This window comes from Mesobacillus maritimus (assembly GCF_019749255.1).
GTDB classification, from domain to species: domain Bacteria; phylum Bacillota; class Bacilli; order Bacillales; family Cytobacillaceae; genus Mesobacillus_B; species Mesobacillus_B maritimus_A.
The window spans coordinates 26,690-41,135 of the sequence record NZ_JACWFH010000031.1 but is presented as its reverse complement, the minus strand read 5'-3'; the positions used below and the strand labels follow the sequence as shown (position 1 = coordinate 41,135).

The following is a 14,446-nucleotide window of genomic DNA, read 5'->3' as shown; positions in this document are numbered from 1 at the left end:
GTTCTCCTCCTCCCCTTTATTCCGATATGCTAACAAAAAATTTTAACATACAAACCAGGGTTTGAAAATAATGGACCATTGCTATTTAAAATGTAACTTATCCCAATTGTAAAAACGTAGAAAGGCCTCCAACTCAATTGGAGGCCATCAATTATGCATTTGTTTCAACAAAGATATTCTCAATTTTCTTTAAAGCACCTGGTTCGACTTCTTCAATCGCTGCAGCTGCTTCTTCAAGAGCTTGACGATAATCATAGTTCCTAAATGCTTCCTCTGCTCCCTTTAATCCTTTCGCAACAGATGGGTGACTGCTACGATAACGATTTCCGTACTGAATGATACGTTCGGCAAGCTTAACATTATCTACGGTTTCCTCTGTAGTAGTTGCCAACTTTTCGACTGTCAGCTCAGCAATTTCTAGATATTGCTGAATAGTTGGGATGTTCAGTGGTTTTTGTTCAAGCTTTTCTGCTACATTCTGGATACTCTCTTTTGTATCCTCAAGAAGATATTGATAACTTTGTGAAAGACCAGGTAAATTACTCTTTGTAATTAATTTAAGCATTTCTGTCATCTTTTTAGAAAGTTCTCTGACTTTTTCTCGTGCGACCATTTCGTCTTTTCTTAAAGCATTTAGTTTTTCCTTGAACTCCTGCTGTTCAGCATTACAAAGCTCTAACTCTGCCTTAAGTTCTACCACTTCTTCGCTTAAGAAACTATACGCCGTTTCTCCCTGCCCTAATCGTGCTATGAGCAATTGATACCTTTTCACTAATTGCTCGAGTTTGCCCTCAGCTAGAACATGAGCATCAAGCTCTTGGTCAGATAATTCGTAGCTTTGTTGAATGTTAAAGATTTCTTCTTGTATTTTATCGTTCTCGTCAACAGCTGTATGGAACAACTGATTTAATTCATGTTCACTCTTTTTAATGAACTGTTTCGATAACGCCTCTTTTTCAAGAAGGTCAAAAAGATGATCTATCTTCTCTTTAAGTTCCTCTATCCCCTGCTGGATTTCTGCTACTTCCGTTTCGTCGATGAGCGCTTGAAACTTACTAAGCTGCTTTTCAATTTCTTCTAGCTCTTCTTCAGTACTTAGGTGATCAAGAATAAATCCCTTTTCAACCATTTCCCTACAGCCTTCTTTTAATTCGCTCATCTGTGCAGGTATTCCTAGCTGACAGTCATGAATGAGTTGGGGAATCATTTCCATCTTAACGATAATTTCCTCAAGGCTAAGCTGAATTCCAATTACGATTTCTCTTGCCTCTAGATAATTACCACTTTCTGTCTTCTCATCAAATTTCTCGAATTCCTGAAGGATTTCATTCAGTTGGTCCTCTAACCCTTTTTCAGCTTTCCCAAAACTATGACGATGTGCTAACAGGTTCTTTCGACAATCGCGATACTGTTCCTTTAGCAGCTCAATCTCATTTCTGTTTTTTTCCTCACTACCAACTAGTTCATTCAATTCTTCGAGGATTTTATTTATTTTTTCTTCAATAGTGGTTAGTTTGTTATCAATCGTTGCTAAAGACTCTTTTGCCTTCCCGAAGCGAAGTTTATCCGTATAATCTTCTGCATCAAGTAGGAATTCCTCAATATCAGGTAGCTCAGAAGTGACAATATCGTCCCATTCCTTGCGCCAGCGCTCAAAGAGCTCTTCAGTTTGCCCTGTCATATTAAGCTTCTTTACTTTAGACATTTCATCCAGCACTGGCCGGTTCATGATATCGATTTTCCAGGCCTCAAATCGGTCCACTTCATTAAAATATTTTCGTTTCATCAAATACCCTATTAAAAACAGGCACAATATGACGCCCAAACCTACTATTATAAACTCCATACTAACTAATCCCCCTGGGTTTCAGACAAAAATCAGATTCTATTGATCTATGTTAAAAAAGAACTGTTTTTTTTATGTATTTATGATACCATGTAAACGACATTTTTTGACCAGTAATTTCAATTTTTTGTTTAATTTATTATCGAAGATTATCAAATTGTGTCACGATAGCTATAGAAATGGGGGAAACGGAAGTGTTTAGAGATGGTCACGTACACACAAAGTTCTGTCCACATGGATCAAAGGATTCCTTTGAAAACTATGTAGAACGGGCATTAACGCTCGGATATACCGAAATCTCCTTTACTGAACATGCTCCACTACCCGAAGGATATGTGGATCCTACACCTTTATCAGATAGCGCCATGAAAAAAGCAGACTTAAACGCTTATTTTAATGAAATTTCGCAACTAAAAAAGCAATACGCAGGTAAAATCACTATCAATGCCGGCCTAGAAGTTGATTTTATCGAAGGATATGAAAGAGAAATTACTCACTTCTTAAATGAAGCTGGTCCCATGCTTGATGATGCCATCCTGTCTGTTCACTTTCTCAAAGAATTAAATGGGTATTCTTGTGTAGATTATAGCCCTGAGAACTTTCAAAGAATGATATCGGATTATGGATCAATTGAAAAAGTTTACCAAAACTATTTCCGGACAGTTCTAAAATCCGTTGAATCCGATTTAGGACCCTACAAACCTACTAGAATCGGACATATCACTCTTGTACATAAGTTTCAGTTGAAATACCCAATAGATCGCCTCTTCAATGATGAGATAGGTCAAATTTTGCAGGCTATAAAAGACCGAAACTATGAACTTGATTACAATGGTGCGGGGACCGCTAAGCCTCTCTGTAGAGAACCTTATCCTCCGGCTCATATTATAAAAAAAGCGAAGTCGTTAGCAATCCCACTAGTATATGGCTCTGACGCCCACCAAGCTAAAGAACTTGGGCAAGGGATACCTTTAATGGACTTTTCCTAATAGAATAGCTGAATTTATCCACGCTAAAAACCGGCAGTCAATTCATTGCCGGTTTTCTATATGTTAGCAAAAGCAAATGAACAGGCTGCAGACACTTTTAAAATTTTATACTGATAAGATTCTCCTGTTATCAAATGACCTTGGTGCACGTAAGGCAGAATCAATCCATTGGAAAATTTCACGGCTATATTTTTCGACGAAATAAGATTCATGTGGAAGAATGTGTAGTACTTCATTAACGTAATGAATATTTAAGAATGGAGTATTCAACAAACTTTTAAGCTGCAGGATGATATAAGGAACGGAATGGTTGCGAAACTCTTTTGTCCTCATGCCTCTTTCAAGGACTTTTTTAAAGTAATAACGTTCCTTGACATGATAGGTTGACATCACTTCTCTTACCATTTGGGAATCTAGTGTCAGTTCCCTTAAAATAAATCTTGTAAGCTGGATATTCTGAGACTGATATTTAAGTAAATTAACGACGATCTTCTTCAAAGACACTTCCGCACCTTCATCAAGCAAGGCATATCCTTTCTCTAATTCCTTTAAATAATTCTCAAAATACGCGGTAAAACAATATTCTAGTAGTCCTTTCTTATTTTGAAAATAATAGGCAATGTTGGCCGGATTAACCCCTGCTTTCGCAGCAATATCACGAATCGAAGTGCCACTGAAGCCTTTCGTATTAAACAGATACACAGCTGCTTCGACGATTGACTCTTTCGAATTTTTTCGCATTCTCCTTACCCGCCCCTTATCATGTATTTCCCTAGTCAGCCAGCAGTGAAATGAAACCTAGCTCTTTTTCTCTATATTTTTAATACTTCCTTCCAAAGTCTGATTTTCCTTTAAAAACCTGTCGACAAATTCAACCATAATCCATGCATTTCTGGTAAAATGGGTAGTGCATTTTTAGAGAAAAGGGGGAAACATCATGTTTGAGGTCGAATCATACAAAGGAAATCGTGAAGACAACTACAATTTACTTATAAAGCAGTTAACAAGCCTGTTGGAAGGTGAACCAAATCCGATCGCGAACTTTAGTAACGCCTCCGCACTCTTAAACCAATTTCTAGACCGAATTAACTGGGTTGGTTTTTATTTAATGGAGGAAGGTGAACTTGTGCTTGGACCTTTTCAGGGATTACCAGCATGTGTAAGAATTCCTGTCGGTCGTGGCGTCTGTGGAACCGCTGCTGCTCAACTCAAGACAATTCGTGTCGAGGATGTCCACCAATTCCCAGGACATATCGCTTGTGATGCTGCGTCTCAATCTGAAATCGTTATTCCAATGATTGATAAAGGAAAACTTATTGGGGTTCTTGATATTGATTCACCCGAGAAAAATCGCTTTGACGAACTAGATCAGCAAAAGCTAGAAGCGTTTGTCGCTGCTTTAATGACCGTTTACAAAGGCTAATATCAATAAAAGCTGCGGACTCAACTGTTCGCAGCTTTTTAGATTCATGCCTTATCTAGACCTTGCTTTAAATCTTGCCAAATATCCTCCCATGCCTCTAGGCCCACTGAGAGTCGGAGCATTGTATCAGAAATCCCCATTTCCGTCCTATCGTCCTTAGGTACAACAGAATGTGTCATTGTCGCTGGATGCTGAATAAGGGTCTCAGCATCACCAAGACTTACTGCAATCTTAATCAGTTTTAATCGATCCATGAATGTTTGCGCATCTTCCTTGGACCCTTTTATGGTAAACGAAATTAACCCACCAGGCTTACGCATTTGTTTCACTGCTATATGATAATCCTGATTGCTTGGGTCTCCAGGATAAATGACTTGTTCAACCGCTGGGTGTGCCGCGAGAGCTTTGGCCAATTTCTCTGCATTCTCGCAATGACGATCCATTCTGACAGGCAAGGTTTTTAACCCTCTTAAAAGTAACCATGCATCGAACGGGGAAATGATTCCTCCAATATCCTTTTGAGTGGTACGTGCTACTTTGTTGAGAAAATCCTCGCTTCCTGCCACTAGACCAGCGACGACATCTCCATGACCACAAATATATTTCGTTGCACTGTGAATGACTACATCACACCCAAGTTCGATTGGTTTTTGTAAATAAGGCGAACAAAAGGTATTATCCACAACAACGGGGATTCCTTTCTCACGTGCTACCTTAGCCACCATTTGTAAATCCACTAATTTCATAGTTGGGTTAATGGGGGTTTCAATATAGATGCAGGCAGTATTGGGACGGAGAGCATTCTGTACATTTTCTTCAGTTTCCATTAATGAAAAATCATGCTGAATATTAAACTTCTCCTCCATTAGCTGTAGTAAACCAAAGGTACAACCGTATACACCTTTCGAGCATAAGATATGATCTCCTGATTTTACAAGTGAAAACAGGACTGCCGAAACGGCTGCCATACCCGATCCAAAGGCAAGGGCTTTCTCTGCTCCTTCTAAAATGGCTAGTCTTTCTTCAAGAATTTTCACTGTAGGGTTTCCAAGGCGAGAGTATATAAATCCCTCTTCTTCACCTGCAAATCTTCTTTCACCTTGTTTTGCGTTTGAAAATGTAAAGGTACTCGTTTGAAATAATGGTGGTACAAGACTATCGTGATAGTCTTCTGTATTGTATCCTCCATGAATAACCTCTGTTTCAAACTGTTTCTTTTTCATTCTTCTTCCCCCTTATTTTTAGGCACCGTTTAAACTTGGTTGATGATTTCCACTTCAGGCACTTCGCTTTCCGTGGGCTTGCCGGGGAGCCGGGGAGCATCCTCGGACTGTAGCGCCTGTAGGGTCTCCCCGGCTCCCGTACTCCCGCAGGAGTCTTCGTGCCGTCCGCTCCAATCAACGGTTTGAATCAAAAATACTTAACAAAGCATTTTTAAAAAAAAATTGTCCCTCTGTTTACACAACACTTTTTCCTATATAATTATGATATTGTTTTCTAGGTGAAAATGTTTTTCCGACTTTTTCTTGACTTATGCATAAAAAAAGGAATATAATACTCTTTGTGTAAAATATCGCAGCCTATGTGAAACACTTTATGAGTTTATTTTGTTCCTCAAAGTGACATTTCCTTTGATGGTGCATCGTGTAACCCGCTGCTGCTAGGGCGAAGGTGCATGAAAACAAAATATCCATAATTGAAGTCTCACAACTGTTTTTATTTTACAAAATAAAAACTAAGGAGGAGTCATTCATGGCTCGTTATACCGGCCCAAGCTGGAAATTATCCCGCCGTCTTGGAATCTCTCTAAGCGGAACAGGTAAAGAATTAGAAAAGCGTCCTTACGCTCCTGGACAACATGGTCCAAACCAACGTAAAAAGCTTTCCGAATACGGATTGCAATTACAAGAGAAGCAAAAGCTTCGTCATATGTACGGAATGAACGAGCGTCAGTTCCGCACTTTATTCGACAAAGCTGGCAAAATGCAAGGTGTACTTGGTGAAAACTTCATGGCTCTATTAGAGTCTCGTTTAGACAATGTTGTTTACCGTCTTGGTCTTGCACGTACTCGTCGTCAAGCTCGCCAGTTAGTAAACCATGGTCACATTCTAGTTAACGGATCTCGCGTAGATATTCCATCTTACCGCGTTGCTCCTGGTCAAACAATTGGTCTTCGTGAAAAATCACGTAACCTTGACATCGTTAAAGAAGCAATTGAAGTAAACAACTTCGTACCTGACTTCTTAACTTTCGATGCTGACAAGCTAGAAGGAACTTTCACTCGCGTACCTGAGCGTTCTGAACTTCCAGCTGAAATCAATGAAGCTCTTATCGTTGAGTTCTACTCTCGTTAATAGTTTCAGTAACAAACCCTTGCCAATATTGGTAAAGGGTTTGTTTTTTTATGTAGTTGAATAAACTAGTAAGGTCATTAGGTTTTGAGCTTTTGATTTTTTGAATAGTCAAGACTCGCGGTAGGATACGGTACGGTGTATAGTATTTATTCCCTGTACAGGGAATAAACCCCTCCAAACGGGGAATATAATGCTCGTAACAGAGAATAAAAAATCCTTTCATAGCAAAAAGGCCCAGTGTTGAGGGTATTTTAATTAGGTTTATATATCTTAATAGAGGTTTACCGGTCGATTCAGGATAAAAATACCCACCTGAAAAGTCATATTCTAGTAAGGTCATTCGTTTTTAAGTGAATTAACGTATATTTTGGTTATTTAAGAGCAGTTAGCAGTCGTCTTAGGTTTGTTTTACTTGCATATACTCTACGGTGCTATAGTATTTATTCCTATATAGGGAATAAACTTCGCTATAAGAGCAAAGAAACACCCGAGTTTTCTCGGGTGTTTCTTTGAATTAATATTTAATTAGGAAGTATTTCTTCTTCCCACGGCGAATAATCGTGAATTGGTCTTCAATACGATCTGTTTCACTTAGAACATAACCTGTATCGGTAACTCGCTCTCCATTAATGTAAACAGCACCATTAGCAATATCTTCACGTGCTTGACGTTTCGAAGGAGAAATTTTCGCTGAAACTAATAGCTCAACAAGCCCCAAGTCTTCCACAGTAGAAGCATCAAATGATGGGACATCCTTAAAACCTTGCTTGATTTCTGCTGCAGACAAGTTTCTTACCTCTCCACTAAAGAGGGCGGCAGAAATTTTTATGGCTTGTTGCAATGCTTCTTCCCCATGAATTAAACGAGTCATTTCCTCAGCAAGCGCTTTTTGAGCCTTACGTAAATGAGCTTCCGCTTGCAGAGAGGCTTCAAGTGACTCAATTTCTTCTTTTGAAAGGAATGTGAAGAATTTTAAGTATTTCACAACATCGGCATCAGCAGTGTTAATCCAGAATTGGTAGAATTCATAAGGAGAAGTCTTTTCTGGATCTAGCCAGATTGCGCCACCTTCTGTTTTCCCAAATTTTGTGCCATCTGCTTTTGTTACAAGTGGGATGGTAAGTCCGTATGCTTTAGAGCCCTCGGGAGCCATTTTACGAATCAATTCAAGACCTGTGGTGATATTCCCCCATTGGTCACTTCCACCAATCTGTAATTTACATTGATGGTTCTCATATAAATGAAGAAAGTCCATTGCCTGTAGAATGGTGTATGTGAACTCTGTAAACGAAATCCCCGTCTCAAGTCGTGATGAGATAGTATCTTTAGCAAGCATGTAGTTTACGCCGACATGCTTTCCGAAATCACGTAAGAAGCTAACCACATCCAGCTTGCTGGTCCAATCATAGTTGTTCACCATGATAGCACCATTTTCACCATCAAAATTAAAAATTTGTTGAAGCTGTTTTTGAATCCCCTGCACATTTCGATCAACATCTTCAGTTGTTTGTAGCTTTCGTTCTTCACTTTTCCCACTCGGATCCCCAATTAAGCCAGTTGCTCCACCAACGAGTACGATTGGACGATGCCCATGGTTTTGGAAACGTCTTAATGTTAAAAAAGGTAATAGGTGACCTATATGCATACTATCTGCAGTGGGGTCCACACCACAATATAGAGAGATTTTTTCAGTTTCAAGTACTGTCTCAAGTCCCTCTTCATCTGTTTGCTGGTAAACTACTCCACGCCACTTTAAATCTTCTAGTAACTTCATTTTAACTTCCTCCATTAATTAAAAATACTTACCGGTTCATTGCATAAAAAAGCACCCCTGCAACAATGCAGGGGCGCTATTATGCGCGGTACCACCCAGCTTGAAAACACAAATTCGTTTTCCACTCAAAAATATAACGGTTTTCCCGTTCGTTGCTATTCTTAGGTTCACAACGACAGCTCAGGGAGGTAATTCATCTTTCTATTTGTACCGACTCACATCACCCGCCGGCTTTCTGAAACAGGGATAGAAACATTACTGGGTCCCATCAAAGCTTTAGTATGTAGTTATTAAAGCATTTTTACCATACCTAGTCGATAATTGTCAAATAATCTATGAAAAATTAGGAAAATACCTCCTGGAATGATTTCCACCCTTGTCTTTATGCTATAATGTATGTGATTTTAGGGGGAATGAGAATGAACCAAGAAAAAAAAGGATGGAAAGATATTTTATCCTCTTTGCAGTCATTTTTTACAAATAAGAAAACAGTAAAAAGTGCTAGAATCACCTATAATGTCGTTTGGAATCTTATATTACTTTTTATTATTGTAATGGTCATTGGGGCTGGATTTGCCGGAGGTGCCGCGGCCGGATATTTTGCTTCGCTTGTAAAAGATGAGCCAATTCGTTCTTATGAGCAGATGAAAAAGGACATCTACAATTACGAGGAAACCTCTGAGTTGTATTTTGACAAGGACGTCTATCTTGGAAAACTTAGAACGGACCTTTATCGAGAAGAGGTTAAACTTGAGGATGTATCCCAATACCTCATCGATGCTGTCGTAGCAACAGAGGATGAATACTTTTATGAGCATGATGGAGTGGTCCCAAAAGCAATCTTACGGGCAGTCTTCCAGGAAGTAACGAATTCTTCGTTGCAATCAGGTGGGAGTACGTTAACGCAACAGCTTATAAAAAATCAAATTTTAACAAACGAAGTCTCCTTCGAGCGGAAAGCGAAGGAAATTTTACTTGCCCTCCGCTTAGAGAGGTTTTTTGATAAAGAAGAAATTCTTGAAGCTTACTTAAATGTTTCTACCTTCGGCCGGAATGCTGCAGGGAATAACATTGCTGGTGTCCAAGCCGCTGCAGAAGGAATCTTTGGAGTCGATGTAAAGGATTTAACACTACCACAAGCCGCGTTTATCGCTGGTTTGCCACAAAGTCCATTTGGTTATACACCTTATAGTAGCGATAATGGCAAGATTAAAGAAAACCTTGAACCTGGGTTAACGAGAATGAAAACCGTGCTCTCTAGAATGTATACTGGAGGGGCAATAACACAAGCGGAATATAATGAAGCAATTGAGTATGATATCACAAAGGATTTCATAACAGAATCAGAAGATGGCCATACCATTGAGGAGTATCCTTGGCTAACCTTCGAGATTGAAAAACGAGCTGTTGATGTTCTTTCTTATATTCTTGCCGAAAAAGATGGCTATGAAAAAGACGACATAGATTCAGATGAAAACTTAAAAGCTGAATATCGTGCTCTAGCAGATCGTGATTTACGTCAAAATGGTTATAATGTCCATACCACAATTAACAAAGATATTTATGACAAAATGCAAGATGTTACAGCCAATTTCCAACTCTATGGATACGATAAAACGGAAGTAATCGTCAATCCTGAGACTGGTGAAAAAGAAGAAATTAAAGAGCCTGTAGAATTAGGAGCTATTCTAATTGAAAACAAAACAGGTAAGATTATCAGTTTTGTTGGAGGTCGTAATTTTAAGCGTGAACAAATCAATCATGCTACTGCTGCGAAACGTGCGAATGGATCAACCATGAAACCATTGCTTGTCTATGCTCCAGCAATGGAGCTCGGAAAGCTACAACCTGGGTCGGTACTTCCGGATGTTGAAGCTTACTTGAATGGTCCTGGTAGTCCATGGCCGAGCAACTATGACAAGAGATATAGCGGATTAACTTCAGCTAGATACGCACTGACACGATCTTATAATGTCCCTGCAGTGATTGCCTATAAAAATATTGTTAATCAAAGACCGACTACTTTCCTTGAAAAAATGGGTTTCACCTCATTAGAAAAAGATGACCATACGAATCTCTCAGCAGCACTTGGTTCGATTGCTGGTGTCACCGTCGAGGAAAACGTTAATGCTTATGGAACCTTTGCGAACGGTGGTCAATTTGTTGATGCTTATATGATTGATAAGATTACCGATAAAGATGGCAACGTGGTCTATCAACATGAAGTGAAGCCTGTTGATGTGTTCAGTCCTCAAACCGCTTATTTAACCATTGATATGATGCGGGATGTTATCAATCGAGGAACAGCAACCTCTCTTCATAATCGCTTAAAGTTTAGTTCAGACTGGGCTGGGAAAACCGGAACTGGACATAATTATTATGATTCCTGGTTCGTTGCAACCAATCCAAATGTCTCTTTTGGTGTTTGGAACGGATACGATACACAGAAATCATTAGATCTCAATTATAAAGGCGTCAGTTACGGAGCAAGGAATATTTATCTATGGGCCGACTTAATGAATGCTGCCTATGATGTGGATCCTAAACTTGTTGATCCGGCAGAACGCTTTGAAATGCCTGGTGGAATTGTAAGAAGATCCTACTGTGGGGCATCTGGTTTATTGCCATCACAAGCCTGTTCAGATGCTGGCCTTGTTCAAACCGATTATTTCAATGCAAAATATGTTCCGACGAAAGTTGATGACACATTGTCTTCAAGTAAATTTGTAAGAATTGGAGATAAACAATACTTTGCTTTAGATTCAACCCCGGCCGAGTTCGTTGAAAACGGCGGTGCGACTTTGGATCCAAGCTATATGGAAAGCATTCTTGGCCATAAGATTAGCAACCCCTCACAGCTTGTTCCAAATAGAGGAGCATGGGCAAAAACACTTGTTTCAAATTCAAGGATGTCAGAAAATGGTCGAACTCCAGCTAAGCTAGGAATCAGCAATGATGGAAAGACCATTAAATGGAATGCTCATCCAGACAAAGATGTAATTGGATATCGTGTTTATAATGATGGAAAGAAAGTTGGAACGCTAAAAGCAGGTTCGAAACTTACTTTCAAGGCCGGAAATGGAAACTTCCATGTGACCGCTGTTGATATTGCTGGGCAGGAATCTCCTCCATCCAATGTGATTAAAATAGGTGAGGAAAAGCCGGAAGAACCAAAAGAACCAAAAGAAACAACAGAGTCAAAAAAAACGGAAACACCTGAAAAACCAGAGAAAGAAAAACCAACAGACAAAGAAAATGATAATGAGTAATTAGAAAGTTGCTCAATCAACACCGAATGCACTGGAGCTCTTCGAAGTCAACAGAAAGAGTGACAGTGCATTCGTACTGACTTATACTAGGGAGTCTATTTGTTGCTTCATTTACATCTCGCAAAGTTAAGCCCTTATACTTTTCTATTTGTAAAACACACAAAAGAGAACCGCGTCCAACAAGGCGCGGTTCTCTTTTGTCTATTTGGGTCAGTTTACTAATCTTCCATTGTTGATAAATCACCCGTTGGTAAATCAAGCTCCCAAGCCTTTAAGACACGGCGCATAATTTTTCCACTTCGTGTTTTTGGAAGTTTATCACGGAAATCAATTTCTCTTGGGGCAGCGTGTGCAGCCAAGCCTTGCTTTACGAACTGACGAATCTCTTCCTTTAGCTCATCGCTTTGCTCATAACCAGCTCTTAAGGCAATAAACGCTTTAATGATTTCTCCTCTTACAGGGTCAGGTTTCCCAATAACCCCTGCTTCTGCGACAGCTGGGTGCTCTACGAGTTTACTTTCTACTTCAAATGGTCCAACACGCTCGCCGGATGTCATGATAACGTCATCAACACGCCCCTGGAACCAGAAGTAGCCTTCTTCATCCATATAAGCAGAGTCACCAGAAACGTACCAATCACCTGGCATAAAATAGGACTCATATTTTTGCTCATTATTCCAGATAGTATGCATCATCGCAGGCCAACCTTTTTTAATCGCCAAGTTCCCCATGCGATATGGTGGTAATTCTTCACCACGATCGTCGACGATAGCCGCTTTTACACCTGGAATTGGTTTCCCCATCGAACCAGGCTTAATTTTCATACATGGATAGTTGCAGATTAATTGGGCACCTGTTTCAGTCATCCACCATGTGTCATGAACTCGAAGATTGAACACTTTCATTCCCCAGCGGACAACTTCAGGATTCAATGGTTCTCCAACACTTAAGATGTGACGAAGACTAGATAAGTCAAACTGTTTAATCACTTCATCCCCAGCACCCATCAACATCCTGAAGGCGGTAGGTGCACTATACCAGACTGTGACACCATATTCTTCAATCATGCCATACCAGGCCTCAGGGCTAAAACGTCCACCCACAACAACATTTGATGTACCTGTTAGCCAAGGACCAAAGATTCCATAGGAGGTTCCTGTTACCCAACCTGGGTCAGCCGTACACCAATAAACATCCTCTTCTTTAAGATCTAGGACCCACTTTGCAGTTTGGTATTGCTGAACCATCGCATTATGGACATGTAGAACTCCCTTTGGTTTCCCAGTTGAACCTGAAGTATAGTGAAGAATTAGTCCATCATTCTTATCTACCCATTCAATTTGAAGTGATTTACTTGCCTCAGCGAGTTTCTGATTGAAATGAATGAAATTACCGGATTCCTCCACATCGCTGCCAACAAGGAAAATATGCTTTAGTGCAGGTAGCTCCTCAACTGGTACTCTTTTTAAAAGTTCAGGGGTTGTCACAAGAACCTTTGCTTCACTGTCTTGAAGCCGATCACGGACAGCCCCCTCCATGAACGCTTCAAACAACGGACCAACGATGGCTCCAAGTTTGATTGCTCCAAGTACAGTAAAATATAACTCAGGCGACCTCGGCATAAAGATGAATACTCGATCCCCTTTTTCAACGTTTCCATAGGTTTTTAACACGTTGCCTGCTTTATTCGAGAGTTCCTTCATTTCCTTGAACGTATACTTTTCTTTTCTCTCTCCATCTTGGTAGTATAGCGCTATCTTATTTTTGCGTGGGCCCTCAACATGGCGATCGATTGCTTCATAGGCCATATTTACCTTCCCAGTTGAGTTCCAAGAAAAGTTTTTCTCCACTTCCTGCCAGTCGAACTGATTGTATGTTTCTTCATAGTTTTCTAGATTATGTGCACCTTGAATTACTGGTAGCGCTTCCACTTTCATTGAATCATCTCCTTTTCTATGTATGTTTATCGTCTATTATAGTATAGATTTTTTATTTTCACAATTTTAAAATTTTTATAATTGCTATTTAAAACTATATTCCTATTGTTTGTATCCTCATATACTGAAAGTTTTGTGAAAACGCTTCAATTCCGTAGAATTCATGTATAATAGAGAGAACAATTTCTAATGGTTTGGTGGTGAACGAATGGAACATAAAAAAACTTATAATGCAAAAGAATTAAAGACTGTGCATGGAAGCTTGATTATTGAGGGCCCTGTTCAACCAGAAAAGCTTGCCAAACTTGAATTTCACCATGACTTAGTAGCCTTTCGTCCCCCTGCACAGCAGCATAAGGCTCTGGTCGAGATTGCGGGGCTTCCGGAGGGACGCATTATTATTGCAAGGCACGGAGATATGGTCGTAGGATATGTTACCTATTTATATCCGGATCCGCTCGAGCGCTGGTCTGAAGGCGGGATGGAGGATTTAATCGAGCTTGGAGCGATTGAGGTTATCCCCAAATTTCGCGGTTGCGCCGTAGGCAAAAACCTTCTTATTGTCTCCATGATGGATGATGCGATGGAAGATTATATTATTATAACGACTGAATATTATTGGCATTGGGACCTTAAAAATACGAAGTTAAATGTATGGGACTACCGTAAAATGATGGAAAAAATGATGAATGCTGGCGGACTTACTTGGTATGCTACGGATGATCCCGAAATAAGCTCTCACCCTGCTAACTGTCTAATGGCGAGGATTGGCTCAAGAATTGACCTTGACTCTGTCGAGAGGTTTGACCGTCTGAGATTTATGAATCGTTTCATGTACTAATGCGAACGAGGG

General features: G+C 39.9%; 10 protein-coding genes and 1 other annotated feature. Of the genes, 5 read left to right on the top strand and 5 right to left on the bottom strand.

Annotated elements, in window-relative coordinates; genetic code table 11:
* Positions 1 to 151 precede the first annotated feature (151 nt).
* Positions 152 to 1,846, bottom strand: coding sequence for a septation ring formation regulator EzrA (ezrA, locus tag H0185_RS19670; protein WP_221875202.1), 1,695 nt, complete (start codon positions 1,844 to 1,846; stop codon positions 152 to 154).
* Positions 1,847 to 2,040: 194 nt separating this feature from the next.
* On the opposite strand from ezrA, the gene hisJ reads away from it, so the two are divergent.
* The gene (gene hisJ / locus H0185_RS19665) at positions 2,041 to 2,835 is read left to right on the top strand and encodes a histidinol-phosphatase HisJ (protein ID WP_221875201.1); all 795 of its coding nucleotides are present in this window, start codon (positions 2,041 to 2,043) and stop codon (positions 2,833 to 2,835) included.
* 105 nt (positions 2,836 to 2,940) lie between these two features.
* On the opposite strand, the gene refZ is transcribed toward hisJ, so the two are convergent.
* Positions 2,941 to 3,576, bottom strand: coding sequence for a forespore capture DNA-binding protein RefZ (gene refZ, locus H0185_RS19660; RefSeq protein ID WP_221875200.1), 636 nt, complete (start codon positions 3,574 to 3,576; stop codon positions 2,941 to 2,943).
* Between the two features lie 196 nt (positions 3,577 to 3,772).
* Between refZ and H0185_RS19655 the strand changes: the two genes are divergently transcribed.
* Positions 3,773 to 4,258: a GAF domain-containing protein gene (locus H0185_RS19655; protein WP_221875199.1), complete on the top strand. Its 486-nt coding sequence runs from the start codon at positions 3,773 to 3,775 to the stop codon at positions 4,256 to 4,258.
* Positions 4,259 to 4,302: 44 nt separating this feature from the next.
* Here the strand turns inward: H0185_RS19655 and megL are convergent, their stop codons facing one another.
* Entirely contained in the window at positions 4,303 to 5,481 is a 1,179-nt protein-coding gene (gene megL, locus H0185_RS19650) for a methionine gamma-lyase (protein WP_221875198.1), read from the bottom strand.
* Between the two features lie 529 nt (positions 5,482 to 6,010).
* Here megL and rpsD point away from each other — a divergent pair.
* On the top strand, positions 6,011 to 6,613 hold the full coding sequence (gene rpsD, locus H0185_RS19645; protein ID WP_221875197.1) for a 30S ribosomal protein S4: 603 nt from the start codon (positions 6,011 to 6,013) through the stop codon (positions 6,611 to 6,613).
* Between the two features lie 514 nt (positions 6,614 to 7,127).
* Here the strand turns inward: rpsD and tyrS are convergent.
* Entirely contained in the window at positions 7,128 to 8,387 is a 1,260-nt protein-coding gene (tyrS, locus tag H0185_RS19640) for a tyrosine--tRNA ligase (RefSeq protein ID WP_221875196.1), read from the bottom strand.
* Positions 8,388 to 8,453: 66 nt separating this feature from the next.
* Positions 8,454 to 8,668 (bottom strand) — a binding site (T-box leader).
* A 138-nt stretch (positions 8,669 to 8,806) separates the two neighbouring features.
* Here tyrS and H0185_RS19635 point away from each other — a divergent pair.
* Positions 8,807 to 11,656, top strand: a complete 2,850-nt coding sequence (locus H0185_RS19635) for a transglycosylase domain-containing protein (RefSeq protein ID WP_246629311.1) — start codon at positions 8,807 to 8,809, stop codon at positions 11,654 to 11,656.
* Positions 11,657 to 11,874: 218 nt separating this feature from the next.
* On the opposite strand, the gene acsA is transcribed toward H0185_RS19635, so the two are convergent.
* Positions 11,875 to 13,593, bottom strand: a complete 1,719-nt coding sequence (acsA, locus tag H0185_RS19630; RefSeq protein ID WP_221875194.1) for an acetate--CoA ligase — start codon at positions 13,591 to 13,593, stop codon at positions 11,875 to 11,877.
* 208 nt (positions 13,594 to 13,801) lie between these two features.
* Between acsA and H0185_RS19625 the strand changes: the two genes are divergently transcribed.
* Positions 13,802 to 14,434 carry a GNAT family N-acetyltransferase gene (locus H0185_RS19625; RefSeq protein WP_221875193.1) on the top strand — a complete coding sequence of 211 codons (633 nt, stop codon included), beginning with the start codon at positions 13,802 to 13,804 and terminating at the stop codon, positions 14,432 to 14,434.
* The last annotated feature ends 12 nt before the right edge of the window (positions 14,435 to 14,446 follow it).